Source organism: Streptomyces sp. NPDC046805 (assembly GCF_040645355.1).
In the GTDB taxonomy this organism is placed as follows: Bacteria; Actinomycetota; Actinomycetes; order Streptomycetales; family Streptomycetaceae; genus Streptomyces.
Map to the genome: position 1 here is coordinate 1 of NZ_JBEYYC010000042.1, position 25,087 is coordinate 25,087.

Consider the following 25,087-nt stretch of genomic DNA (forward strand, 5'->3'; position numbering starts at 1 on the left):
CCGACCCCTCCGAACGCGGGAAGAACTCGTACCACGAGCCGAACAGCGCACGCTCCCGCTCCACCAGCAGCGGCAACGCCTCCGACGCGGTGACCAGTTCGCGCAGCGGATGGCGGGCCAGCACCTCGTCGACCTCAGGCGCCAGCGCCGCCGCGAGGCGGGTCTGCAGGGAGAGGGAGTCGTCGCCCAGCGTCCGGGCCGCCGCCAGCACGGTGGCGCGCTCCGGCCCCTCGGGCACCCCCGCGGCCGCACGGGTCAGGAGTTCGGCGCCCTCCTCCAGCACCAGCCCGGTGTCGATGCCCGCCGTGACCTTGACGCGGGCGATGTGGCGCCAGGTGGTGACGGGGTCGCTCCAGGCCTCCACCGCGTAGGACCAGCGGCCCGGCGCGGTCGGTGTGACATCCGCGCCCCAGCGGTCCGAGCCGGGGGCGAGTTCCCGCATCGGCGTCCACGGGCCGGGGTGGCCTTCCGGATCGCGGAGTACCACGTTGGCGCCGACGGCGTCGTGGCCCTCCCGGAAGACGGTGGCGGAGACCTGGAACGTCTCCTGCGCGACCGCCTTCGCCGGACGCCTGCCGCACTCCACGGCCGGCCGGACGTCGCGTACCGGGACGCGGCCGATGACCGGAGTCGAACTCATGGATCTCACCTCCGCCGTGCGCGAAGCCGGGCCCGGGGCCCGGCTCTGGATCGATTGGGTGCCGGAAGGTCAGTGCCTTCCCGCGGTGGGACGCCGGTCCGCGGGCGGCGCCCGCCGGGGCGCACGGCTCTGGTGGGTGCGCCCGCCGTACTCCTGCAGGTAGCTGCCGAGGCTGCTGCGCAGGTAGCGCTCGGCGGCATCGACCGCCTCCCGGGCGCAGCGCTTGCCCATCAACACACAGAGCGTGTAGCCCGCGTCCTCGAACGTGGCCCGCACCGTGCGATCGGCCGGCGAAGCGAGCATCACGCGTTCCCACGCCCGGAACCGCCGCAACTGCCGGGCCACTTCGGCCTTCGCGGGTAGCAGCATGGCCTGGCCACCTTCCGACGCAGTCGACTGGACGCGCCTCCCGACGGTCGGACGGGTCTCCGCGTGGTCTCCGCGCACGGGCGCGCACGCAGAGGCACGAAGCCGTTACGGCGATCGAGGGCACTTTCACTCATGGTGCACGTGTGGAGACTCAGCGTCTTGTTGGATCTTCAATCACTCCGCCGGTGGGTCTGGATTCACCCGGCCGGTGCGTGTCGATTCACCCGGCCGGTGCGTCTCGATCACTTTGCCGACTCGCTTCGATCACCTCATTGACGTGCCTCAATCGCCTCACTGGTGCTCTCGTGTTGCACGAATGGCGTAGTGCCCGCACTGTGGATCTGACTCAGAAGCGATCAGTGCTCGACGCTCCGTGATCGGGGCCAAGGGCCCGCGCTTGAGGACGGGCGAGAGCTTCGCCGGTGAGGAGCAAGCGACTATGAAGACCGCAGTGCCCTGCTACTACCACCTCGACGTGGAGGTCAGCCCCGAACGGGTGGGACAGATCAGCCGCATCCTGGCCGCCCACCTCCACTACTGGGACCTCGAGAATCTCGTGGAGCCCGTCTGTCAGGCCACCGAGCTGCTGCTGTGCGCCATCGACCAGCACGCCTCCGACAAGCACACGTCGATCGAGATGTGGTGGAACGGCCAGCACCTGATCACCGCCATCGGCGACGACGACCGCGATCTGCGCCCCGACCAGGATCTGCGCAGCTGTCTGGCCCATCTCGCCGCGACCAGCGACGGTTGGGGCTGCTGCACCTCCGAGACCGGCAGCAAGATCATCTGGTTCTCGCAGCGGGCCCGCGCCGGCGAGCGCGTACCGCTGGTCCCGACGGCCCCGGCGCCCAGCCTGCGCCAAGTCTGCCCGCTGCCTCGCGCCACGCGGGTCGCCGCGCTCGCCGCCTCGGCGGACGCGGCCCTGGAGGCCGCCCGGTGACGGCGCGATCCTCCCGGAAAGGGGTGCCCGTGTGGAGCGGGCACCCCTACCCCTTGGGTGCCGCCTTCGACGGCCAGGGCACCAACTTCGCCCTCTTCAGTGAGGTCGCCGAGCGCGTCGACCTGATCCTGGTCGACGACGCCGGCCGCGAGAGACCGGTCCCGCTCACCGAGGTCGACGGTTTCGTCTGGCACGGCTACCTGCCCGGGACCGGGCCGGGGCAGCGCTACGGCTACCGCGTGCACGGCCCGTGGGACCCGTCCGTCGGCCACCGATGCAACCCGGCGAAACTCCTCCTCGACCCGTACGCGCGGGCCATAGACGGCCAGATGGACAACCACGCCTCGCTCTACGAGCGTGCCCCGCACGGCCCCTCTCCGGCCGACAGCGCCGGCCACTCCCTGCTCGGCGTCGTGACGGACCCGTACTTCGACTGGGGCGACGACCGCCCGCCCCGGCGGCAGTTCTCCGACTCGATCATCTACGAGGCCCACGTACGAGGCCTGACCCGCACCCACCCCGACGTCCCGCGCCGCCTGCGCGGCACGTACGCGGCCCTCGCGCACCCCTCCGTCATCGAGCACCTGACCTCGCTGGGCGTGACCGCCGTCGAGCTGATGCCGGTCCACCAGTTCGCGCAGGACGGCGTGCTCCGGGACCGCGGGCTGTCCAACTACTGGGGCTACAACACGATCGGCTTCTTCGCCCCGCACAACGCCTACGCCGCGTACGGCACCCGCGGCCAGCAGGTCAACGAGTTCAAGGCGATGGTCAAGGCGCTGCACGCGGCCGGCCTCGAGGTGATCCTCGACGTGGTCTACAACCACACCGCCGAGGGCAACGAACGCGGCCCCACGCTGTCCTTCCGTGGCATCGACAACGCGTCGTACTACCGCCTCGTGGACGGCGACTGGGCGCACTACTACGACACCACCGGCACCGGCAACAGCCTGCTGATGCGGCACCCCTACGTGCTTCAGCTGATCATGGACTCGCTGCGGTACTGGGTCACGGAGATGCACGTCGACGGCTTCCGCTTCGACCTCGCGGCCACGCTGGCCCGGCAGTTCCACGAGGTGGACCGGCTGTCGGCGTTCTTCGACCTCATCCAGCAGGACCCGGTGATCAGCCGGGTCAAGCTCATCGCCGAACCCTGGGACGTGGGAGAGGGCGGCTACCAGGTCGGCAACTTCCCTCCGCTGTGGTCGGAGTGGAACGGCAAGTACCGCGACACCGTACGGGACTTCTGGCGGGCGGAACCGGGCTCGCTCGGCGAGTTCGCCTCCCGGCTCACCGGCTCCTCCGACCTCTACCAGCACAGCCGGCGCAGGCCGCGCGCCAGCGTCAACTTCGTGACGGCGCACGACGGTTTCACCCTGCGCGACCTCGTCTCGTACAACGACAAGCACAACGAGGCGAACGGCGAGGGCAACCGGGACGGCGAGAGCGCCAACCGGTCCTGGAACTGCGGCGTCGAGGGCGACACCGCCGACCCGGCCGTCCTGGAGCTGCGCTCCCGCCAGCAGCGCAACCTGCTGGCCACCCTGCTGCTGTCACAGGGCATCCCGATGCTCTGCCACGGCGACGAACTGGGCCGCACCCAGCGCGGCAACAACAACGCCTACTGCCAGGACAACGAGATCTCCTGGATCGACTGGCGGCTGACCGACGAGCAGTGCACGCTCGCCGACTTCACCCGGTACGTCATCGGCCTGCGCGCGGCCCACCCCGTCCTGCGCCGGCGCCGCTTCTTCCGCGGCGAGACGGCCGTCCGGGCCGGACAGCCGCTGCCCGACCTGGTGTGGCTGCTGCCCGACGCGCGCGCGATGACCGCCCGCGACTGGCAGCGCTCCGACGCGCACTCCGTCGGCGTGTTCCTCAACGGCGACGCCATCGCCGAACGCGACCCGTACGGGCGACGCGTGGTCGACGACTCGTTCCTGCTGCTCCTCAACAGCTACTGGGAACCGGTCGACTTCCGGCTGCCCGACGACACCTACGGCGACCGCTGGACCACGCTGATCGACACCGCGGACCCCGACGGGGCCCCCGACGAGTGCGAGCGCAAGGCGGCCACCAGGCTGCGCGTCGAGGCCCGCAGCCTGGTGCTGCTGTCGCGGCCGTCGCGCGGTGGCCGCGAGAAGAGGTAGTGGATAGCCGGTGACGGGAAGGGCCTGTCTGTTTCGGATCCGGAGCGGGATCCACCAGACAGGCCTGGTGAGTTGAGACATTCAGGGGTTCAACGAGGCTTCCCGGGCTCACCGTTCGAGGCGTGAGGTCACCGTGAACTGCGCGCCGTCCGGGTCACGCAGGATCGCCTCGTTGTCGCTCTCCCGCAGGACGCTGCCGCCGTGCTTCTCCGCGGCCCGGGCACACGCCGCCGCGTCGTCCACGGCGAAGTGGATCTGCCAGTGCGGCCGCACCGACGGATCGGGGGCCGCCTCCGCCGCGCCCGAGTCGATCCGTGCCACCACGTCGCCCCGGCTGCGCAGTACGACCTCGCCGCCCTCGTACTCGACCTCGCAGCAGCCGGGGCGTTCCGAGGCCCAGTCGAGGATCTCGCCGTAGAAGATGGCCGAGTCGAAGGCATTGCGGGTGTGGAGCCGGATGAAGGTCGGGGACGCCTGCCGCCACGCCTCCCAGTTCGAGACGAGTTCCCCCTCCCAGATCCCGAACGTCGCCCCGTCCCGGTCGGCGAGCAGGGCCGCCCGCCCGGGCGGGAAGGCGAGCGGACCGACCGCGGCCGTCCCCCCGCGCTCGCGGGCCCGGGACACGGCGACATCCGCGTCCGGCACGGCGAAGTACGGCGTCCACGCCACGGCCATCTGCCACATGCCGGCGACGGCGGCGATCCCGGCGACCGGCACACCGTTCGCCAGCGCGATCCGGAAGTGGTCGCCGAGCTTGACTTTCCGCCACTGCCAGCCCAATAGGGCCGTGTAGAAGTCCTCGGTGGCCTTGATGTCGCGGCTGGTGAGGCTCACCCAGCACGGGGCGCCGAAGACGGAGTGCGTGGAGACGACGTCCTGTGCACCCACGGAGGTCCTGTCGTGATTCATGGCTGTCGCGTCCTGGTCTCGGAGACCGGTGGCCACCGGTCTCCCCCCAGTGTCCAACCGGAAGCGGCGGTGCTGCCTGTCGAGCGGCGCGGTGGCGGTACGAGACGCGTTCACGAAGTGCGGAGCGAGATGGGTGATGCGCGCGCCGAGACGTGTGGCGAAACGTGCACGGAGCGTAGTGCGACAAAGTCGACCAGAGTCGACCAGAGTCGATCCGAGCCGAGTGGAGTCGACGGATCTCAGGCCGCTCAGCCCGCCCCGGCGATCAGTTCCTTGCGCAACCGGTCGCAGCAGCCGCTCAGCAGCCGGGAGACGTGCATCTGCGAGATCCCCAGCTGATGGGCGATCCGGCTCTGCGTCATCCCGCGGAAGAACCGCAGGTAGAGGATGGTGCGCTCACGCTCGGGCAGCGCCTGCAGACAGGGCTTGACGGCCGCGCGGTCGACGACCAGGTCGTAGCCGGGATCGGGTCCGCCGAGGGTGTCCGCCAGCGAGTGCCCGTCGACGCCGGGTGTCTCGGCGTCCAGCGACAGCGCCGTGAAGCACTCCAGGGCCTCCAGGCCGGTGCGGACCTCCGACTCCGTGAGCTCCGCGCGTTCGGCGATCTCGGAGACGGTCGGTGCCCGGCCCGGGGTCGTCTGGGCCAGCTCCCGCGAGGCCCGGCGGACCCGGTTGCGCAGATCCTGGACCCGGCGGGGCACGTGGAGGGTCCACATGTGGTCACGGAAGTGGCGCTTGATCTCCCCGGCGACGGTGGGCACGGCGTACGCCTCGAAGGCGCGGCCGCGCGCCGGGTCGTAATGGTCGACGGCCTTGACGAGGCCCAGCGCCGCCACCTGGTACAGGTCCTCCAGCGCCTCGCCGCGACCGCGGAAACGTACGGCGATCCGCTCGGCCATGGGCAGCCACAGCCGGACCAGCTCGTCCCGCAGGGCCCGGCGCTCACGCCCCTCGGGCAGTGCCGCGAGCCTCTCGAAGGCCTCGGCCGTGTCGGGCGCATCGTCGTGCGGATGGGGCCTGTTTCTGCCGGTGACGGGCATCCCCGCACCTCCTGCAGCAGATGCTGGTGGGACAGACACCGCGGGAGGCGCGCTCCGACTGCACGGAACGGAGAAGACCGGGGCCCGGTCGGCCCGCCCCCGCGGGCGTGCCTCCTGTCCGAAGCACTAGGGCACCACTGAGGTGCCGATTCCCGTGATGGGATATATCCAAACAATTCATCCGAATCAGTGACGTAATCCCAGTCTGCTCCTGATCCCCCGGGGAGGAAACGCGATCTTGCCGCGAACGTGACGCGGGCATGCCGTATCCGTGCCCGCGCCCGTGCCGCGTCCATGTCGCGCCCGTGCGGCGAACGTGATGTGCGGCACGCGTACGCATGCGCCCTCGGGGCCGCGGGCGGGATCCTCGCTGCGTAGCGCTTGATCGCTGATCAAAGGGCGTGAATCCCCTGACCACAGTGCATTCCGCTCATTTGACAGTGCACTGAGCACACAGATAGACAGCAGCTCTCTGAGGTCGAGAGGGGCACCGTGTACGAGCCGAACGTGGTCGGGGACTGGCAGGAGTACGACGAGCATGCCGGTCTGCGGGTCCGCGTCCACCGACTGGAGGCGGCCGAGCCGCCACGCGGACGCGACGACGCCGCGGTCGGGCTGACGTACTTCAGTGTCCGGGTGACCGTCGAGAACCGCGGAGCCCGGAACTTCTGCGTGCACCTCGAGGACGGTCAGTTCGACGTCCGTGTCGGCTCCGACGGGGAGGGCGCGTTCATCGACTGGCGCAACTCCCAGTTCATCGAGGGCTTCGACGTCTACCCGCTGCGCCGGGCCACCGCCGTGCTGTACGCGGCCGCACCCGAGGCCTCCCTGGGCCTCGTTGACGTACAGGTCCAGCTGCGCGTCGACGACGAGTGGGCCGACCGCCGGCTGTGGGTCGGCTGCATCGGAGGGGCGGAAGGGTCGGTGACGCCCGCGCCCGCGGGTGCCGTTCCGGGCGGTCTTGCCCACCAGGCGAGCGCTTTCCTGAGGGACCAGCCGGAGCCGGGCACCGCCTGACGGCCGGGGGTGCTGCCGGCCCCGGCGGCCCCGGGTCGGTCAACTTGCCACGATCGCACTCGACTTGGGCGAGCGAGCCGCGGCCTCAGGCGTTCGGGTCGAACGGGATGCCGGACGGCTTGGCCGAGGCCAGGTGTGACGCGAAGTTCCCGTCCTTCAGGGCGAAGTGGGCGCTGCCGAAGTCGTACGCGCTCAACTTCTCGCGCAGGCCGGCGGGATAGCCGTTCCAGCCGACGAGCGGCGGGTACTGCCAGGTGCCCTTGTGGTTCTCCGGCGGCTCGTCGTTGGCGTTGGCCAGCCGGAAGCAGTGGGTACCGATGCCGTCCTTGTGGTAGACGATCTTCGGGTGCGTGCCGTCGAAGCGGACCTCGGACGCCGCGTGCACGGTGAACGAGCCGTGGTTGGACGTGGACACGTACTGGACCCGGTTGTCCTGCACCCACACCACCACGTGCTCCCAGTCGTTCCGGTGCCCGCCGATGCTGCTGCCGGGTACGGCCTGGTCCTTCTCGAAGTACAGGCCGTACATATAGCCGCACCAGCCGTTGTTGCACTTGTAGCGCGAGTAACTGTTGGTGTTGTCGAGGTCGGAGGCGTCGTGACACTGGCCGTTGAGGGCGCCCGTCGGATTGAGACCGGGATTGATGGTGCCGTCCGGGCCGATGGCCGGCGTCGGATAGCAGCCGTCCGTGTCGTAGTCGAAGGCGGGCTGGTACGTCTTCTCGACCGCCTCGGCGTTGCCGGGCAGGGCCTGGGGCGGCACGGCGAAGGCGACGGCGGGAAAGGCGACGACGAGAGCGACGGCACCGACGAGACCGGTGAACCATCTCCGGGGGCCTATGGGTAACGTCCGAAGCGACGTCCGTAACGGTGTCCGTAACGACACGGATTCCTCCAACGGCGGTGGGGGGCAAGGGAGTTCAGGATCCACGCCGTAACTGTCGTTGCCAAGATGCCACGGGCGCAGCGCCGGTGAAGTTCCGCTTGAGCACAGTGGCTACCGTGGCCCCAGCAGTAGCACTCGCACCTGACCGCTCAACCACCCCTGGAGAACCCCCGTGCCCGTACCGCTCGACGAGGAGGTGCTGGCGTTGCTGCGGCGCGCCAGCACCTGCTACCTCGCGACGACGATGCCTGACGGCTCCCCTCAGCTCACCCAGACATGGGTCGACACCGACGGCGAGCACGTCCTGATCAACAGCGTCGAGACGCACCAGAAGACCCGGAACATCGCACGCGACCCGCGAGTGGCCGTCGCCGTCTCCGACCCCTCGGATCCCGCCTCCTATGTCCAGATCCGCGGCCGTGTGGTGCGTGTGACCACCGAGGGAGCGGTCGACCACATCGAGACGCTCGCGCAGAAGTACCTCGGCGGCCCTTACCCCTGGTTCGGTGGCCGCGACCAGGTCCGAGTGATCTACGTGATCCAGCCCGAACGGATCACCAGCCCCCGCGGCTGACAACTTGCGTGCCGGCGGCGGTCGTTCAGCGGCTCTGTCGATCGCCGTTCCGGCCATCACGTCATCACGCCGAAGGCCCAGTCCCCGGCCCCGACCAGGGACTCACGATCTCAGCCGGGGGAGGCTCTCCCGGCACCGCAGCTCAGGTGCCCAGGGAACTCAGATCACGACGGAGAACGTCGCGAGCGGCTTCGGTCGTATCTCTGTGTGCCTGCCTGGCCGCCTGATAGGCCGGTGTCGGCACGGTGGAGCCGGAGGCCAGCACCTCGCGGATCTCCCGGAGCGAGATGTACGACGCGTCGATGGCCGCCACCACTTCATCGGTTTCCTCGTGCACTCTCCGAAACGCGACGAGACGGTCCACGTACATGCTCCGGCGATCGTGCAGCTTGTTGTCTCGGGTGGTGCGCCGCCAACGCACATGCTCCCCGGCCAAGGTGGCCCCCACCCCCAGTACGGCCCCAAGCCCCGTCCCCACCAGGCTCAACCACTCCACGGCCACGGATGGTGCCACACGGGCACGGGACGCAAAACCCTCTGCTTCCGTGCGGCGACCCCGGCCAGTCGGACAACGGGTCGGATCGACCACCCGTTGCGCGCCCGGGGTCCGTATTTCCGACCGGGGCCTGCCCCGCCTGACCGCCGCCTGCTGCATTGGCGTCACCGGCGTCACTGGGTCGGGGGACTGGGCCTTCCGCCGCCGAGCCGGATATTCCGGATAGGTGTGACGATCACATCATGGTGGCGTTGCGACTCCCGCCCGCCACCACAGTTGGCAGGAGGAACCAATCGATGAACCTCACTCCGAAGCGCCTGCTCGGCGCTACCGCCGCGGTGGTCACAGGTGCCACGGCCCTGCTCGGCACCGGCGTCGGCACCGCAGGCAGCGCGGGCGCTGCCGACACGGCAGTCAGAGCGGACAGAGCAGCCAGGGCGGATGGCGCAGTCAGGGTGGCAGTCAGCGCGGCCAGCGTGAACAAAGGGGGCAGCACGCAGAGAGCGCACAGAGCGCACTGTGACCGCGTCGAGCGGCCCATCTGGAGCGGCGATGGGAGCGGCGATCCCAGCCGCAACATGACCGGTCACGGCTGCAGTCTGCCGGACAGCAAGCGCCCCTGGTACAAGGTCGAGATCGACACCCTCGTGGAGCCCCACCACAAGACAAACTACCTGAACGGAGAGGTCGACCGGACCGAGACCCTGCACGACAGAACCATCACTTGCATGGGTTACACATCCGACAACGGCACGGTGAACTGGTTCGGCTGCATACCCCACTGACACACCTGCCGGGGGTCCCGGCGGGATGCGAATCCACGTCCGTGCACGTGCCTCCCAGGACGCCGGGTCACACCGCATCCTCCGGGAGGTCGGCGGCCGACTCCTCGGGCGTGAGGTCCGGGCGCAGTCGTAGCCAGGACGGCTGGCGCAGGAGGCCTGTGCGGGTGCGGGTGCTGTAACTGACCTCGCCCACCAGTCGGGGGAGCACCCAGCGCGCGCCGGGGACACGAGGGGCCGGGGTGAAGGGGCAGGTGTCGGTCTCGGCGGCCCGTAGCAGCGCGGCCAGTTCGGCGCGTTCCGCCTCGCTCCAGCCGGTGCCCACCCGGCCGACGTACCGCAGATGGCCGGCCGCGCGCTGGCCCAGGAGTACGGCACCGGGGAGGCCGGTCAGTCGTCCCTTGCCCGGTAGCCAGCCGCCGACCACGACATCCGCGCTGCGCATGTTGCGGATCTTGATCCAGGAACGGGAGCGAACGCCCGGCTCGTACACCGAGTCCAGTCGCTTGCAGACCAGGCCCTCCAGACCGTGCTCGCGCGTGGCCCGGAGGGCCTCGGTGCCGTGGCCCACGACGGCGGCCGGAGTCGACCAGGTCGGGCCGTCGAGGGTCAGTTCCTGCAGCCGCGCCCGGCGCTGGGCGTAGGGGAGGGTGAGCAGAGGGCGTGCCAGGTGCATCACGTCGAACAGCACGAGGTGCACGGGGGTCTGCGCCGCCAGGCGTGCCGCCCGCTGCGGTGAGTGGGCCAGGCCCATGCGGCTCTGCAGCAACTGGAAGTCCGCGCGCCCGTGTGCGTCGAGGGCCACCACCTCGCCGTCCAGGATCGCGGGCGTGCTGCCCAGGGTGCCGCCCAGTGGCCGCAGTTCGGGGTAGGCGCCGGTGATGTCCTCGCCGGAGCGGGCGCGCAGGAGCACACTGCCGTCGCCGGGCAGGTAGACCACCACGCGCTGGCCGTCCTGCTTGGTCTCGTAGGCCCACCGGTCGTCCTGTGCCGGGGGCGGCAGTGTGCCGGGCGTGGCGAGCATCGGCGGGATCAGCGGCAGGGGTACGGGGGATGGTGCGGTCACGGCTGAGATGTCGACCGCGACCGGCGGCCTCACGCGCTTTGCGATGCCCGTTCGCCTGAACGGGGGGCTCTGGCATCCGCGAACTCCTCCACGTTCAGGCCGGTGCACGCCAGCTCCTCGTCCACCTCCGCGCACGCCTCCGCGCCCCGCGGTGACGACACGGCGAGCATCGGGCTGGCGTACCCGGTGGAGTTCCGGGCCGGGTAGGTCGCCGAGAGCACGTCCTGGCCCGCACGCACGGAGACCTCCCGAGCGTGCCCCGAACGCACCAGCACCTCCGCCCAGACGGTGCCGCAGGACGGCGAGTGGCGCAGCCGGACGACGTACGCGGGGCCGGTGACCGTGCTCTTGGTCCGCGCGTCGCGCGCACAGGCCGACGCGTCCGGCAGCATGCCCTGGCAGGACCTCCCGTGGCAGCGGGGTGCGGCGACCACGTTCTGCGCACCGTGTGGGCTGTGCCGGCCCGACATGGCGAAGGCTGCGATGGCCGCGGCGGCGAGGGTCAGCAGAGCGAGCATCGGCAGTGGCAGTCGGCTCCGCAACCGGGCCCCACGCGGGCGCACTTGATCGGTCTCGTCGGGTGGCCTCGCGATCGGCGGGGCGTCCGCGGCCTCCCAGAGGGACAGTACGGGGAAGGGGTCGGCGTCGGCGAGGCGGGCGAGGGCCTCCACGGCCGAGCGGGGCGGGCGCTGGGTGCCGGACAGATAGCGATGCCAGGCGGACTTGCTGTACGGGGTGCGGGCGGCCAGCGCCACCAGGCTCAGTCCCGTACGGTCCCTCAGTTCGCGCAGTCTCACCAGCAGCGGCTCGTCCGGAGTGGCCTGTTCGTGGAGCTGCCGCATCATGCGTTCCTCGACTCCCGTTCCGCTATGGGCGTTTCGCCCCTGTTGTCGGAATGAATGCCCAGGGTGGCGCTGCACAATCGGCGGCGAGGTATGAGGAAGGTGAGGCAACGGGCAACGGGCAATGCGTAATAGGCAATGGGTCGTGGGTATCGGGCGTTGCGCGACGTCGTGCCGAAGGCCCGTTCGGGAGCGCGGGCTCGCGAACAGGCCTCGGCGGTCAGGGCGTCGTACGGAGGGGCGGAGCCGTCAGCACCACGGCACGGCGGAGCCGACCCGCACGTAGCGCGCGGAGACGTACCCCCTGTGGTGAGTGAGCCGGTACCAGACGTAGTTGCCGCGCACCCGGGACCCGTACGTCTTGCAGGTGAGCGCCAGGAGCCGGTTCCTGTACCGGTGGCCGACCACGCGGTAGCCGGTACCCGGACCGGAGCGGACGTTCAGCCGGACGCGGTGCGTGGCCACGCGCCCCACGGCGGGCAGCCCACGGCCGTACACGGACCGCCGTGCGGAGTGACGGGATCGCTTCGCGCACCCCGTGGTGCCCCCGCGTACATGGTGCCGCCGGTGCTTGGTGCTGTGCAGCGCCCGAGTGTGCCGGGTGGGAACCGGCACGAGTCCGGGGCGGGGGGACTGTGTGACGACGGCTGCGGGCAGGGAACTCGGCGCGGCGTGGCCCGAGTCGGCGGCAGCGGCCGCCGTGGGCAGGAACGCGAGCACCGCGACCGCGGTCAGCACGCCGCTCCTCACGGTCTGTCGGATCATGGAAACCTCCGGGCTGTCGTTCTCGTGACCACGAGGCGCGATCACGACGATCAGCGTTGCCGTGGCGGGCCGTCAGGATGCCGTCCCCGCATCCCGTGGGACATTCGGGACGTCTCGGGGGAAGGGGGCGCCAGACCGGCGCGCCGCCGGCGTCCGTGTGTCGGCCATCGGATCTGCCTGCCCCCGGCAGCAAGGTCGAACGGCGCCCAACTCGCTTACCGTCAAGTAATATCCGGCGGCAAGTCGTCAGAGGAGAAACCGTGTCCTGGTCCCAACGCTCCCCCCTGCTGCCGGCCGGCCTACCGGCCACCGGGGGTGCCGCCCACTTCGCTTCACCACACAAGTTCGACGAGACGACCCCGCGCACGTCGCCGGGTTCGCACGGGGAGGTTCGGTCGTGACGGAACAAGTCAACGTCGGTGACAGCATCGAGGACTTCGCACTGCCGGACGAGAGCGGCACGGTGCGACGGCTGTCCGAGCTGCTCGCCGACGGGCCCGTGGTGCTGTTCTTCTACCCGGCCGCGCTGACGCCGGGCTGCACCGCCGAGGCCTGCCACTTCCGCGACCTCGCCGCCGAGTTCGCCGCGGTGGGCGCGCGGCCCGTCGGGATCAGCGGAGACTCCGTCGAGCGCCAGCAGGAGTTCGCGGGACGGCACACGCTCGGCATGCCGCTGCTGTCCGACGCCGACGGATCGGTCCGTGAACGCTTCGGCGTGAAGCGGGGTTTCTCCCTCGCGCCCACCAAGCGGGTCACCTTCGTCATCGCCGAGGACCGCACCGTTCTGGAGGTCGTCCGCAGCGAACTGCGCATGAACACCCACGCGGACCGCGCCCTGGCCGCCGTGCGTGGTGCCCATCGGGGGTGAGGTGACGTACCCGCCAGGGCCGCCAGGGGGTAATGACTGGGATTGCTGACGGGCGTCACTGGAAGGAGCAGTCCGTGTTCGGCGCCCTCGGAGAAGGGCGCCCCGTGCGGCGGGATGTACAGCACATCAATCCGCGGTCCCGGTCTCGCTCCCGTTCCCGGACCCGGTTCCGGTCTCGTCTTCCGAGACCTGGGCGAGGGTGCGCCCGGTACGGACCGAGCGGGCCCGGCGCGGATCCGGTGTGCCGTGTGCCGACGCCCGCCCGGAGCCCTTCTTCACCAGCAGCCACGCGTCCTCGCCGTCGCGGCCGCGGAACCGGGTCAGGGCGTACTCGCCGCGCAGCTTGCTGCCGTGCAGCCGGAACGTCGCGTGTCCGCGCTCCAGCGACTCCTCGAAGTCGACCGGCCGCCCCTTGCGGTCGTGGCTGAGGGGCTCGTACGTCCCGTGGTCCCAGACGATGACCGTTCCGCCCCCGTACTCGCCCTTCGGGATCACCCCCTCGAAGTCCTCGTACTCCAGTGGGTGGTCCTCGGTCGGCACGGCCAGCCGCTTGTCCTGCGGGTCGTCGGACGGTCCCTTCGGGATCGACCAGGACTTCAACACGCCGTCGACCTCCAGCCGGAAGTCGAAGTGCATCCGGCGCGCGTCATGGATCTGGACGACGAACCGCGGCTCGTCCCCGGAGGAGGCGCTCTTGCCCGACGGCTCGCGGGTCCGCTCGAAGTCACGCTTCCCGCGGTACTTCCGCAGCCGGTCGTCGTCCGTACCCACCTGAGACTCCTTCCGTACGAGCGGTACGACTCGTACACCCCGTACGACGCCCACAGTGCCTGCGATGCGTACGTCCACCCCGCGCGTCCCGAGTACCCGTGCGAGCCTGTCCGACCCCCTCAGAACTCCTCGTGCGTCTCGGGGTCTCCGCCGAGCCGTCGGCGGACCTGGCCGGAGATCGCGGCGACCTGGGCGGGGTCCAGCCGGAAACCGAAGACGTCGAGGTTCTCGCGCTGGCGTTCGGGGGCGGCGGATTTCGGGATCGGAACGACGCCCAGCTGGATGTGCCACCGGAGCACCACCTGCGCGGGCGTCACGCCCAGCTCCTCGGCGATCGCGACGACGGCGGGCTCGTGCAGCGGCAGTCTGCCCCGGCCCAGCGGGCTCCAGCTCTCGGTGAGGATGCCCTTGTCCGCGTGGAAGGCACGGCGTTCCTCCTGCGGGAACAGGGGGTGCAGCTCGATCTGGTTGACGGCGGGGAGGACGCCCGTCTCGTCCTCCAGCCGCGCGATGTGCCGCGGCGTGAAGTTCGAGACGCCGATGGAGCGGGCCAGACCGTCCTCCCGCAGTTTGATCATCGCCTTCCACGAGTCGACGTACTTGTCGAGGCGGGGGAGCGGCCAGTGGATCAGGTACAGATCGACGTACTCCAGGCCCAGCCGCTGCCGGGACTCCTCGAACGAGGCGAGGGTCTCCGCGTACCCGTGGTGGCGACCCGGCAGCTTCGTCGTCACCACGACCTCCTCGCGGGGGACGCCACTACGTGCGATGCCCCGGCCGACTCCCGTCTCGTTGTGGTAGTTCGCCGCGGTGTCCACCAGTCGGTATCCGAGGCCCAGCGCGCCGCTCACGGCCTCCTCGGCCCGCACGTCGTCCATCGGCCAGGTTCCCAGGCCGATGGCGGGGATCGTCGTACCGTCGTTGAGTGTGTGCGCCGGGATGCTGCTCACAGGGGGACCTCCGTCGGCTGTGTCCTACCCCCAGCGTCATGGAGGGGGCGCGCTGTCGCCAGGCCGTGGATTCGCTGTCACGATCTTCGTGGGGCCGGTACGACGACCAGCGGACGACCATCCGTGGAGACGACCATCATGGGAGCACGCATGACGACGGACAGCGGAACCCCACGGCAGACACGGCGGGCAGGGCAGACGCAGCGGACGGACCGCCCGGAGCCGGTCGCAGGCATCGGCGTGCACCCGGTCGCCGGGCACATCGGCGCCGAGATCACGGGCGTCGATCTGGCCGACGCCCTCGACGCTGCCGTCGTCGCTCTGATCAGGGAGGCGGTGCTGCGCTGGAAGGTGGTGTTCTTCCGGGGGCAGCGGCTCGACCACGCCGGTCATGTCGCGTTCGCGAGCCGGTTCGGTGAACCGGTCGTGCTCGGGCGGCGCGGCAGCGCGTCCCCGGCCGACTTCCCGGAGGTGGAGACGACCGCCGACCGGCTGGAGCTGGGCGGAAGGTTCGGCATGGAGCACGAGGAGTGGCTGGGGAGGCGCCGGCACACCCTGCTGCGCGGCTGGCACTGCGACCACGGCGCCCGGATCGACCCGCCGGCGGCGACCATCCTGCGCGCCGAGACGGTCCCGCCGTACGGCGGTGACACCACCTGGTCCAACCTGGCGGCCGCCTACGCCGGGCTGTCCGCACCCGTGCGGGCGTTCGTGGACGGGCTGCGGGCCGAGCACCGGCTCGGCGTCGGCTACCAGCCCCGGCCGGGCGACGACGCCTACCTGCGCCACCTGCTGGACCATCAGGTCGCTTCCGTACACCCACTGGTGCGCGTGCACCCCGAGACGGGGGAGCGGGTGCTGTTCGTCAACGGCTACTACGTCGAGCAGATCACCGGCGTCTCCCGGCCCGAGAGCGCGGCGCTCCTGGAGATGCTGCTGGAACAGGCCGTACGGCCCGAATACACGGTCCGCTTCCGTTGGGAGCCGGGCAGCGTCGCCTTCTGGGACAACCGGGCCACCATCCACCTGGCCCCCAGCGACAGCACCCACCTGGAATTCCCCCGGATCATGCACCGGGTGATGCTCGCCGGCGACGTACCGGTGGGCGTGGACGGACGGCGGTCACAGGCGGTGGTGGGCACGGAACCCGGGCGCTGGTGAGCGGCTGAGGTGCGTCACGGGGAGGGATAGCCGAGCATCCAGTACCGATACGTCGAACGGCGCCTGCCCTCCTCGGAGTTGGAGTCGATGTCCGGCGGCGGACAGAAGGCGCTGACCACCAGGTTCTTGTGGTCCGGCGAGAACGAGGTGCTGAACTGCGCCGGGGGCGCGGGCTTGGTGACCGACGCGCAGACGGAGGGGAAGGGAAGCGGGACGGTGGCCAGGGTGCGGCCGGACACGGGCTCCCAGAAGAACAGGCGCGCGTCCTGCAGTACGGCCGCGACACGGCCGGCGTCCGCCACTGGCTGGATCGGGCTGCGCCGGGTGCCGACCGTCTTGTCGGCGATGATGTCGCCCAGCACGGGGCGGGGTTGCCCGGGTGCGGCCTGGGCGCTCGGCAGCGGGCTGGTCCTGAGGTAGTTCAGCAGCAGGGCGTGGCGGAACGTGCCGTAGAGGATGCGGCCGTGACCGACCATGCCGTTGCCCAGGCTGGGGAAGTAGACCTGACGCTCCAGACGGAGTGTGGACGCGTTCCAGACGTTGGCGCAGGTGTCGTAGGACGCGATGAACTCGGTGCCGACGAAGCCCATGTCGCGGGCGCCGGAACAGTCGTAGGTGGCGCCCGGAAGCCAGTGGGGTGAGCCGCTGCCGTGCAGGTCGAGGATGCCGATGTCGTCCGTCTGCGCGGCGACGCGGGTGCCCGTGGTGTCGATGGCGAGCTGGCTCGGCGGGATCTCGGCGGCATAGGGGGAGTCGGTCCGAAACCAGCGGCGGACGACGCGGGAGTCCGGGTGGGCCGTGTCCACCACGGCGAGTTGGCCGAATTCGCTGGCGGCCGCCAGCCACCGTCCTCCACGGTCGAAGGCCAGTTTCACCACTCGCCCGGTGAGGCCCGTGATCCGTCGAGGGCCGGAGTGCGTCGACGCGGCGTAGACGCCACCGTCCGCGGTCCCGTACACCACGGTGCCGTTACCTGCCGCGACCGTGACGACCAGTTGCCCCGCGACGGTCCGTGGCAGCGGGTGAAGACGGGGCGGGGCCGACGGCCGAGGCGGCCCGGCAGCGCCGTCCGGGGATGCGTTCCCGAGCCGTAGGACGAGCAGGGACAGGAGCATGCCCATCGCGACGGCGGCGGCGAGTACGGCGACGACGACGCGTCCGCTCAGCACGCGCCCGTGCGCCCGGCTCTCGGACCGCCCAGCTTCCCCGGCCTCCTCAGACTTTGCGAACCGCCCGGCATCCTCGGCCTCCGCGGACCCCGTGCTCCCGGGGTTCACGACGTCGAGCCCGACAGGCTCGCGGAGTCGCCGCTGCCGTTCGTCTGCCGATGCCAGCCGCTTCCGTGGGGATCCAACTCCCATACGGCCATGCCGTGGGGGCGGGTCACGGTGGTGAACGGCCGTCCGTCGTCGTCCACGACAACGGTGCGCTTGTGACCGTCCTCGACGAGATCCACGGCCAGTTTCCACTGGGCGGCACCATGGGAGATGTCGGCCGTGACCAGGAAGGTCTCCAGGCCGCCGCCGGCCACCGTGAACTCCGGCGGACCGCTCTTGCCGTTCTTCTCGTAGACGCCGTACGGCTGGGCCTTGTCGAGGTTGATGCCCACCGAGTACACCTTCGCCTCGCCCTGGGTGCGGCACATGGTCTCGACGACGGAGGACACAGGCTTGCGGGAGATCACCTCGGCGCGCATGCCGGTGATCAGCGCCGTGTTCGACCCGCTGTTGGACACCGTCAGCTGCATGCTCGTACGGTCCTCGTCCACTCCTCCCCGGGCCCGCGTCCAGTGCCAGAAGCCGGCGCATCCGTCGCGCGGGGTGCTGTTGTCGAACCGCTGGGCCGGGACGAGTTGGACGAGATCCTGCTCGGCGTCCAGGCGCATGGGGTCCGTCTCCACGGACAGGGAGACCTTCGACGAGTCGGGCCACAGGTTCAGCACGCCGGTGAACAGTGCGGTGGCGGCCGCGGCGCACAGGGTGGTGAGGACGGTGGAGGCGGCGAGGCCCGGCACCGTGCGCAGCCACCTGCCCGTACGCCCGCGGAACGTGGCCGGCGTGGCGGCATCCCCGTCGGGTGCGGCAGTCGAAGGGGCATCGCCGGTCCCGCCCCGAGCGGGCGGCGGCGCCGAGCCGTCCTGCGGTTCCGACTCCGATTCCGGCTCCACGTCCGGTGCCGGTTCCGATGGCGAATCCGAATCCGGTTGCGAGTCCGGGTGGTTGTCGCCGTCGTGTCCCGCAGGCGCCGGTAATCCTGCCGTCACCGCAACCACCCCCAGAGCCGTCTTCGCGAGCCGCGCCCATCCGGCACTCGGCTCCCCACCGTCCGCTTCCCCCACTCATACCAGGAGCGCCGCCGTGACGCGGGCGGCTGCCGGAGTATTCACCGGTCCTGTCTGCTCAGGAGTGCATGCGCGCCCCCTTGAGCGCCTTGTCGACGCTGTTGCGCGGCCCGTACACGGCGAGCCCCACCAGGTCCAACTGGTCGCGCGGCACGGCCCGTACAGCCGCCCGGTTGTCGTGGTCGTTGCCCGTGGCGAAGAGGTCGGAGGTGAAGACCGACCGGGGCAGGCCACGGGACAGGGCGCGTGCGTGCGCCGCGGTCAGCGTCTCCTTCGTCGCCTCGAAGATCAGCACGGGCTGGCGGAACATCGGCAGATACGGGGTGCCGTCGGCGTCGGCATACGGCTCGCCGATCACCTCGGGGACCTTCGCCCCGAGGCCGCTGACGAGGAACGCGGTGACGTTCAGCCGCTGCCAGGTCTGCAGGTCCTCGCGCAGGACCACCGCGATCTTGGTGTCGAAACGTGCGGGTCGTGCGGGCGCGGAGGTGGTCTGAGCGGAGGCGGTCTGTGCAGAAGCGGGCTGCTGTGAAGTGCCGGGCTGGGGGCTGTCGTTCGTCATGCCTCTATGCTTTCGATCCCCTGTCACACCGTCTTGTACGTTCTTTGCATGCCGTCCCAGCAGGAGACTTCCGCGTGGCGCCCGCAGGTGCCGGGTGTCGTCGAGGTCTTTCACGCGCACTTCACCGAGCACGCGTACCCGATGCACGTCCACGACGCGTGGACCCTGCTGATCGTCGATGACGGCGCCGTACGCTACGACCTGAACCGGCGCGAGCGGGGCACCCCGCACGACACGGTGTCGCTGCTCCCGCCCCAGGTACCGCACAACGGCTCACCCGCCACCGCGCACGGCTTCCGCAAACGCGTGCTGTACCTCGACGCACCCCAGCTCGACGCGAGCCTCATCGGCCCGGCGGTGGACGCCCCCGACATGGCCGACCCCTTGCTGCGCCGACGCGTCGGACAACTGCACGCGGCCCTGGCGCACCCTGGCGACGAGCTGGAGGCCGAGAGCCGGCTCGCCCTGATCGGCGAACGACTCCGCGCCCACCTGCGCCCGCGCCACGCGGCAGACCGCTCGACGTCGGATCATCCGAAGCCGGACCGCGGAGCGGCCCTGGCCCGCACCCTGCGAGAACTGCTCGACGAACGGCTGCTGGAGGGCCTGACGCTGGACGAGGCCTCGACCCTGGTACACGCTCATCCCACGCACCTGGTACGGGCGTTCAGCACCGCCTTCGGCATCGCCCCGCACCAGTACCTGACGTCCCGCAGGGTCGACCGCGCCCGCCGGCTGCTCCTCGACGGCCGCTCACCCGCGGAAGTGGCGACCAGGGCCGGCTTCTACGACCAGGCGCATCTGACCCGGCACTTCAAACGAGTCGTGGGGGTCACGCCGGGGCGGTACGCGGGACGGCCCGCCGGCCGGGATCGTCCGGCGACCCGCGACTGACCCATCCGGTCCGTCCCGCCCTTCCGGACCATCCCGCTCATCCCGACCGTCCCCGTCCTGCCCGACCGGCCGGCCCCGCACACCTCATCTCATCCTCATCACGCGTCGCCTCTCCCGTCTCAAATCCCCCCACCAGGCTCGGCAGACACGGCCGTCTGACCAGCGACATAGGGAAAACCCTCGATTGTGCGCAGCGACAGTGGCATGGACGCATCAAAGCTGCCATTCTCCCCCCGGCACCCGCAGAGATCCATTTCAGTTCTTTCACGGATCGCGGGCCCGTACCGCCCCGCACAGCTCGCAACGCCCGCACAGCCCCGCTGTTCCCGGTCAGCACACCCGTCTGCCCGGTCTGTCATCGGCCGCCCCCAGTGGCCGCAGCAGGAGGAGTTCGAGTGAGACGCATTCCCCACAGGCGCTCCGCGGTCGGAGCGGCCTTGCTCTCCGCCGCAGCCTTCCTCGCCGTCGGTATGCAGTCCGTTCCGGCTTCCGCACAGTCCGCCACTCCCCACCCCAGCCACCTCCGCACGGGCGGTCTCGAGGCGAAGCTCTCCCCGGCCCAGCACTCCGCGCTGGTCAAGAGCGCCAAGGACAAGGCCGCCACGACCGCCCGCACCCTCGGCCTCGGCGCCAAGGAGAAGCTGCTCGTCAAGGATGTCGTCAAGGACAACGACGGCACGCTGCACACCCGTTACGACCGTACCTACGACGGGCTGCCCGTCCTCGGCGGCGACCTCGTCGTGCACACCCCGCCCGCCTCCCTGGCCGCCGGCACGGTGAGCACGACCTTCAACAACAAGCACGCGATCAAGGTGGCCTCCACCACCGCGACCTTCACCAAGGCCGCAGCGGAGTCGAAGGCCCTGAAGGCCGCCAGGACGCTCGACGCCAAGAAGGCCGAGACGGACAGCGCCCGCAAGGTGATCTGGGCCGGCACCGGGACGCCGAAGCTCGCCTGGGAGACCGTGATCGGCGGCTTCCAGGACGACGGTACGCCGAGCCAACTGCACGTGGTCACCGACGCCTCCACCGGCAAGGAGCTGTACCGCTTCCAGGCGGTCAAGTCCGGTGTCGGCAACACCCAGTACAGCGGCACGGTCACCCTCAACACCACGCAGTCGGGCTCCACCTTCACGCTGAACGACGGCACGCGCGGCGGACACAAGACGTACAACCTGAACCACGGTACGTCCGGAACCGGCACCCTGTTCTCGCAGACCACCGACACCTGGGGCAACGGCACCACGTCCAACGCCGCGACCGCCGGAGCCGACGCGCACTACGGCGCCGCGATGACGTGGGACTTCTACAAGAACACGTTCGGCCGCAGCGGCATCAGGAACGACGGCGTGGCAGCCTACTCCCGCGTCCACTACAGCAACGCGTACGTCAACGCGTTCTGGGACGACACCTGCTTCTGCATGACCTACGGCGACGGCACTGCCAACAACGACCCGCTGACCTCGCTGGACGTCGCCGGTCACGAGATGAGCCACGGTGTCACCTCCAACACCGCCGGGCTCAACTACACCGGTGAGTCCGGCGGGTTGAACGAGGCCACCTCCGACATCTTCGGCACCGGCGTGGAGTTCTACGCCAACAACTCCTCCGACCCCGGTGACTACCTCATCGGCGAGAAGATCAACATCAACGGCGACGGCACGCCGCTGCGTTACATGGACAAGCCGAGCAAGGACGGCGGGTCCGCCGACAGTTGGTACTCCGGAGTCGGCAACCTGGACGTGCACTACTCCTCGGGTCCCGCGAACCACATGTTCTACCTGCTGTCCGAGGGCAGCGGCAGCAAGGTCATCAACGGCGTGACGTACAACAGCCCCACGTCCGACGGCGTCGCCGTCACCGGCATCGGCCGGGCCGCGGCCCTGCAGATCTGGTACAAGGCGCTGACGACGTACATGACGTCGAGCACCAACTACGCCGGTGCCCGTACCGCCGCCCTGAACGCCGCCTCCGCCCTGTACGGCACCAACTCCGCCCAGTACGCCGGGGCGGGCAACGCCTTCGCGGGCATCAACGTCGGCAGCCACATCAACCCGCCGCCCAACGGCGTCACGGTCACCAACCCGGGCAACCAGTCCTCGACCGTCGGCACCGCGGTGAGCCTGCAGATATCGGCCAGCAGCACCAACCCCGGCGCCCTGACCTACGCGGCGTCCGGCCTGCCCGCCGGTCTGTCCATCAACAGCTCGACCGGCCTGATCTCGGGCACGCCCACGACCGCGGGCACCTCCAGCACCACCGTCACGGTGACCGACTCGACCGGCGCGACCGGCACGACCAGCTTCACCTGGACGGTCAGTACCACCGGCGGCTGCACCGCCCGACAGCTGCTGGGCAACCCGGGCTTCGAGTCCGGCAACACCACCTGGACCGCGTCCTCGGGTGTCATCACCAACGACCCCAGTGAGCCGGCGCACGGCGGCTCGTACAAGGCGTGGCTCGACGGGTACGGCATCACGCACACCGACACGCTGTCCCAGTCGGTGACCGTCCCTGCCGGGTGCCGGGCGAGCCTCACCTTCTACCTGCACGTCGACACGGACGAGACCACCAGCAGCACGCAGTACGACAAGCTGACGGTGGCCGCCGGTTCGACGACCCTGGCGACGTACTCGAACCTCAACGCCGCCACCGGCTACACCCAGAAGACCTTCGACCTGTCCTCCTTCGCGGGCTCGACGGTCACGCTCAAGTTCACCGGCGTGGAGGACTCCTCCCTCCAGACCAGCTTCGTCGTCGACGACACCGCCCTGACGACCAGCTGAACTGCCCGGCGCGCTCGGCGCGCTGACGGAGTGTGCGTCCCGCACGCGGAAACCATCCGCGTGCGGGACGTCGTACGTCAGCTCAGCGGATCCAGCGTGAGGTACGCCTGCCGCGGGCCGCCGTCGTGGACGAGCGACTCCTGGCCGCCGACGTCGTCGAACGCGAACGCGTACGCCTTGCCGTCGGCCATCTGCGTGTGCACGAACCGGGCGTAGTGGTTCGTCACCGCGTCCTGGTAGAAGTCGGCCGGGTCGGTGTCCGGCTGGTGCGAACTCGTCAGCAGTGTCGACCGGTTGAACCCCGCGCAGAGCGTGCGTGAGATCGGGCCGCGCACCGCGTCGTTGGGCGCGTCGAGCAGCTTGTGACAGCCGAAGACGCTGTCCGCGTCCGGCTTCTGGAAACTGGTGACGACCGCGCCCGAGCTGTCGGTGAAGCTCATGACACCGCCCGAAACCCGGCCGGAGAACACCGTGTTCGGCTGGTCGGCGAACGGTGTGACCGTCAGCGTCGACGTGGCGTACTTCTGCCACACGCGGTTGACGTAGTCGTCCATCACGGACGCGGGCAGCGCACCGGTCTCCAGCCCGTGCCCGGGTGAGAGCGCGCGCAGCACGGTGCCGTCGGAGCGCGTCTGGATCAGACCTCCCCAGCCGCCCGCCTGTCCGCGCAGCGCGTTCAACACCCCGTTGTAGCCACCCGGCTTGAGGTGCCCGGTCTCACTGAGACTCCCGTCGGAGCGCCGCACACCGACCGCGTAGGGTGCGGAGAACATGTCGACCTGGGTGCTGTTGAGCCACAGCCCCGCGTCGTTCAGCGTGTACTCCGACCAGTTGAAGAGGATGTCCCGGTTCGGGTCGCTCGGATTCTGCACGGCCGGCTGCACCAACCCGCCCGTGGTCAGCTTGAACACGAGCTTCTGGCCGTAGGAGAAGTAGATCCGTCCGGAGAACTTCGGGATCCGGATCGTCATCGACTGCCCGGCGGCGGGCCCGGGGATCGAGGCGTCCGGCGCGGGTGTGGGCGGGTTGCCGCCCGCGGGCCACGCATGGAACGTGCCGTCGGCGTCGGCCCAGCCCTGCTGTCCCGTCGAGAGCTGGGTACCGAGGTCGTAGAGGAACACCGGGTCGCCGCGCCCGGAGTTGTTGGTCACCTGCAGCGGGATCGTGTCCGGCAGGGCGGCGGCAGCGACCGGTCGCGGTGCTGCCGGCGCCGGAGTCGTCAGCGCGGCGGCCAGGGCGGCCGCGGCTGCCAGGGGCAGCGCGAGGCGCTTGAGTTCTGTGAGCACTCTCCACCTCCGTGTGGGGGTCGGGGTCGTACGGACGAGGGTCCGTACCTGTGAGAGCGCTCTCAGCGTCGCGCTGGGTTGCGTACATGTCAACGAGTGGGGCGGGGCACGCGCGTGCGGTGCCCGTCGCGTACTGAGGGCACCGTACGTACGAGGCGCCGACTCAGAAGGTGCGGTCCAGCAGGTCGAGCAGGGCCGCCCAGTGGCGCTCGGCGGCCTCGCGGTCGTACGCCGCGGTGTCCGCCTGCGTGTAGCCGTGCTGCGCGCCCGGATAGACCTCGCCGCGGTGCCGTACGCCCGCCGCGGTGAGGGTGTCCTCAAGTTGCTTGATCTGCTCGGCGGACATCGACGGATCGTCGTCGGCGTGGCCGAAGTACAGCTCGGCGGTGATGTGTTCGGCGCCGAGGTGCGGGCTGTCCGGGGCGTCGGTGACGAGCCGTCCGCCGTGGAACCCCGCCGCGGCCGCCACCCGGTCCGGGTAGACGGCCGCGGTCCGCAGGGCCAGCCCGGCGCCCATGCAGTAGCCGGTCAGAGCCACCGGACCGTCGGCGACCAGGGGACTGTCGGCCAGCCGGCGCAGATAGGCGCCCGCGTCCCGCATCGCGAGCTCGGGAGTCAGTGACTGGACGAGCGGGCCGATCCGCTGCCACATCTCCGGGCGCGCGGAGGGGTCGATGAACTCGGGCAACTCCACTACGGGAGCACGCCCTTGGCGGTAGAACACGTTCGGGACCAGGACCGCGTAGCCGGCCGCGGCGAGCCGGTCGGCCATCGACTTCAGGTGCGGGCGCAGCCCGAAGGCGTCCTGGTAGAGCAGCACGCCGGGATGGGGGCGCCCGTCGTCGGGGTGGACGAAGTACGCGTCGGCGGTGCCGTCCTCGGTGGGGATGTCGACAGTGGTTCCCTGTGCGGCGGTCATGACCAAAGTGCCTCTCTGCGGGGCGTCGTCCGGGACCGCCGGCGACGCGCGGTCCCTCGACGCGGAGTGT

At 70.4% G+C, this 25,087-nt stretch carries 25 protein-coding genes; 9 read left to right on the top strand and 16 right to left on the bottom strand.

The window, feature by feature from the left end:
- Both ABZ910_RS32430 and ABZ910_RS32435 read right to left on the bottom strand, forming a co-directional pair.
- On the bottom strand, positions 1–640 hold a 640-nt coding region (locus ABZ910_RS32430), incomplete at its 3' end, for a maltotransferase domain-containing protein (protein ID WP_361372302.1).
- A 69-nt stretch (positions 641–709) separates the two neighbouring features.
- The gene (locus tag ABZ910_RS32435) at positions 710–1,009 is read right to left on the bottom strand and encodes a DUF5133 domain-containing protein (protein WP_361372305.1); all 300 of its coding nucleotides are present in this window, start codon (positions 1,007–1,009) and stop codon (positions 710–712) included.
- Between the two features lie 439 nt (positions 1,010–1,448).
- On the opposite strand from ABZ910_RS32435, the gene ABZ910_RS32440 reads away from it, so the two are divergent.
- Entirely contained in the window at positions 1,449–1,952 is a 504-nt protein-coding gene (locus ABZ910_RS32440) for a pep a2 (RefSeq protein ID WP_361372309.1), read from the top strand.
- 23 nt (positions 1,953–1,975) lie between these two features.
- Positions 1,976–4,102 (top strand): glycogen debranching protein GlgX, encoded by a 2,127-nt coding sequence (gene glgX, locus ABZ910_RS32445; protein ID WP_361372440.1) that lies wholly within the window; start codon positions 1,976–1,978, stop codon positions 4,100–4,102.
- Positions 4,103–4,210: 108 nt separating this feature from the next.
- Here the strand turns inward: glgX and ABZ910_RS32450 are convergent, their stop codons facing one another.
- Both ABZ910_RS32450 and ABZ910_RS32455 read right to left on the bottom strand, forming a co-directional pair.
- The gene (locus tag ABZ910_RS32450; RefSeq protein WP_361372312.1) at positions 4,211–5,011 is read right to left on the bottom strand and encodes a VOC family protein; all 801 of its coding nucleotides are present in this window, start codon (positions 5,009–5,011) and stop codon (positions 4,211–4,213) included.
- A gap of 248 nt (positions 5,012–5,259) precedes the next feature.
- Entirely contained in the window at positions 5,260–6,051 is a 792-nt protein-coding gene (locus tag ABZ910_RS32455; RefSeq protein ID WP_361372315.1) for an RNA polymerase sigma factor SigF, read from the bottom strand.
- Positions 6,052–6,543: 492 nt separating this feature from the next.
- Here ABZ910_RS32455 and ABZ910_RS32460 point away from each other — a divergent pair, with 492 nt between their 5' ends.
- Positions 6,544–7,068, top strand: coding sequence for a hypothetical protein (locus tag ABZ910_RS32460; protein ID WP_361372318.1), 525 nt, complete (start codon positions 6,544–6,546; stop codon positions 7,066–7,068).
- An 85-nt stretch (positions 7,069–7,153) separates the two neighbouring features.
- On the opposite strand, the gene ABZ910_RS32465 is transcribed toward ABZ910_RS32460, so the two are convergent.
- Positions 7,154–7,909: an NPP1 family protein gene (locus ABZ910_RS32465; protein ID WP_361372442.1), complete on the bottom strand. Its 756-nt coding sequence runs from the start codon at positions 7,907–7,909 to the stop codon at positions 7,154–7,156.
- A gap of 217 nt (positions 7,910–8,126) precedes the next feature.
- On the opposite strand from ABZ910_RS32465, the gene ABZ910_RS32470 reads away from it, so the two are divergent.
- A complete protein-coding gene (locus ABZ910_RS32470; RefSeq protein WP_361372321.1) occupies positions 8,127–8,528 on the top strand; it encodes a PPOX class F420-dependent oxidoreductase in 402 nt (133 codons plus the stop codon).
- 142 nt (positions 8,529–8,670) lie between these two features.
- On the opposite strand, the gene ABZ910_RS32475 is transcribed toward ABZ910_RS32470, so the two are convergent.
- Positions 8,671–9,024, bottom strand: a complete 354-nt coding sequence (locus ABZ910_RS32475) for a hypothetical protein (RefSeq protein WP_361372323.1) — start codon at positions 9,022–9,024, stop codon at positions 8,671–8,673.
- 296 nt (positions 9,025–9,320) lie between these two features.
- Between ABZ910_RS32475 and ABZ910_RS32480 the strand changes: the two genes are divergently transcribed.
- The gene (locus ABZ910_RS32480) at positions 9,321–9,809 is read left to right on the top strand and encodes a hypothetical protein (protein WP_361372326.1); all 489 of its coding nucleotides are present in this window, start codon (positions 9,321–9,323) and stop codon (positions 9,807–9,809) included.
- Positions 9,810–9,876: 67 nt separating this feature from the next.
- On the opposite strand, the gene ligD is transcribed toward ABZ910_RS32480, so the two are convergent.
- The 3 genes from ligD to ABZ910_RS32495 form a co-directional block, all read right to left on the bottom strand.
- Positions 9,877–10,830 (bottom strand): non-homologous end-joining DNA ligase, encoded by a 954-nt coding sequence (gene ligD, locus ABZ910_RS32485; protein ID WP_361372444.1) that lies wholly within the window; start codon positions 10,828–10,830, stop codon positions 9,877–9,879.
- 71 nt (positions 10,831–10,901) lie between these two features.
- Positions 10,902–11,717, bottom strand: a complete 816-nt coding sequence (locus tag ABZ910_RS32490) for an XRE family transcriptional regulator (RefSeq protein ID WP_361372328.1) — start codon at positions 11,715–11,717, stop codon at positions 10,902–10,904.
- Between the two features lie 246 nt (positions 11,718–11,963).
- A complete protein-coding gene (locus ABZ910_RS32495; protein WP_361372331.1) occupies positions 11,964–12,479 on the bottom strand; it encodes a hypothetical protein in 516 nt (171 codons plus the stop codon).
- 397 nt (positions 12,480–12,876) lie between these two features.
- Between ABZ910_RS32495 and ABZ910_RS32500 the strand changes: the two genes are divergently transcribed.
- Positions 12,877–13,347 carry a peroxiredoxin gene (locus ABZ910_RS32500; protein ID WP_361372334.1) on the top strand — a complete coding sequence of 157 codons (471 nt, stop codon included), beginning with the start codon at positions 12,877–12,879 and terminating at the stop codon, positions 13,345–13,347.
- Between the two features lie 126 nt (positions 13,348–13,473).
- Here the strand turns inward: ABZ910_RS32500 and ABZ910_RS32505 are convergent, their stop codons facing one another.
- The gene (locus ABZ910_RS32505; protein WP_361372337.1) at positions 13,474–14,118 is read right to left on the bottom strand and encodes a DNA polymerase ligase N-terminal domain-containing protein; all 645 of its coding nucleotides are present in this window, start codon (positions 14,116–14,118) and stop codon (positions 13,474–13,476) included.
- A gap of 119 nt (positions 14,119–14,237) precedes the next feature.
- Positions 14,238–15,068 carry an aldo/keto reductase gene (locus ABZ910_RS32510; protein ID WP_361372340.1) on the bottom strand — a complete coding sequence of 277 codons (831 nt, stop codon included), beginning with the start codon at positions 15,066–15,068 and terminating at the stop codon, positions 14,238–14,240.
- Between the two features lie 150 nt (positions 15,069–15,218).
- On the opposite strand from ABZ910_RS32510, the gene ABZ910_RS32515 reads away from it, so the two are divergent.
- Positions 15,219–16,229 (top strand): TauD/TfdA family dioxygenase, encoded by a 1,011-nt coding sequence (locus ABZ910_RS32515; RefSeq protein ID WP_361372342.1) that lies wholly within the window; start codon positions 15,219–15,221, stop codon positions 16,227–16,229.
- Between the two features lie 14 nt (positions 16,230–16,243).
- Here the strand turns inward: ABZ910_RS32515 and ABZ910_RS32520 are convergent, their stop codons facing one another.
- The 3 genes from ABZ910_RS32520 to ABZ910_RS32530 form a co-directional block, all read right to left on the bottom strand.
- On the bottom strand, positions 16,244–17,398 hold the full coding sequence (locus ABZ910_RS32520) for a hypothetical protein (RefSeq protein WP_361372345.1): 1,155 nt from the start codon (positions 17,396–17,398) through the stop codon (positions 16,244–16,246).
- 104 nt (positions 17,399–17,502) lie between these two features.
- Complete coding sequence (locus ABZ910_RS32525; RefSeq protein ID WP_361372348.1) at positions 17,503–18,396, bottom strand: hypothetical protein; 894 nt, start codon at positions 18,394–18,396, stop codon at positions 17,503–17,505.
- 232 nt (positions 18,397–18,628) lie between these two features.
- Entirely contained in the window at positions 18,629–19,132 is a 504-nt protein-coding gene (locus ABZ910_RS32530; RefSeq protein ID WP_361372351.1) for a DUF2000 domain-containing protein, read from the bottom strand.
- A gap of 48 nt (positions 19,133–19,180) precedes the next feature.
- Between ABZ910_RS32530 and ABZ910_RS32535 the strand changes: the two genes are divergently transcribed.
- Both ABZ910_RS32535 and ABZ910_RS32540 read left to right on the top strand, forming a co-directional pair.
- On the top strand, positions 19,181–20,026 hold the full coding sequence (locus ABZ910_RS32535) for an AraC family transcriptional regulator (protein ID WP_361372353.1): 846 nt from the start codon (positions 19,181–19,183) through the stop codon (positions 20,024–20,026).
- 395 nt (positions 20,027–20,421) lie between these two features.
- Positions 20,422–22,812 carry a M4 family metallopeptidase gene (locus ABZ910_RS32540; protein ID WP_361372356.1) on the top strand — a complete coding sequence of 797 codons (2,391 nt, stop codon included), beginning with the start codon at positions 20,422–20,424 and terminating at the stop codon, positions 22,810–22,812.
- A gap of 77 nt (positions 22,813–22,889) precedes the next feature.
- Here ABZ910_RS32540 and ABZ910_RS32545 read toward each other — a convergent pair whose 3' ends face one another.
- Together ABZ910_RS32545 and ABZ910_RS32550 are read right to left on the bottom strand one after the other, a co-directional pair.
- Positions 22,890–24,098 carry a glycoside hydrolase family 64 protein gene (locus ABZ910_RS32545; RefSeq protein WP_361372359.1) on the bottom strand — a complete coding sequence of 403 codons (1,209 nt, stop codon included), beginning with the start codon at positions 24,096–24,098 and terminating at the stop codon, positions 22,890–22,892.
- Positions 24,099–24,261: 163 nt separating this feature from the next.
- The gene (locus ABZ910_RS32550) at positions 24,262–25,017 is read right to left on the bottom strand and encodes a dienelactone hydrolase family protein (protein ID WP_361372363.1); all 756 of its coding nucleotides are present in this window, start codon (positions 25,015–25,017) and stop codon (positions 24,262–24,264) included.
- Positions 25,018–25,087 lie beyond the last annotated feature (70 nt).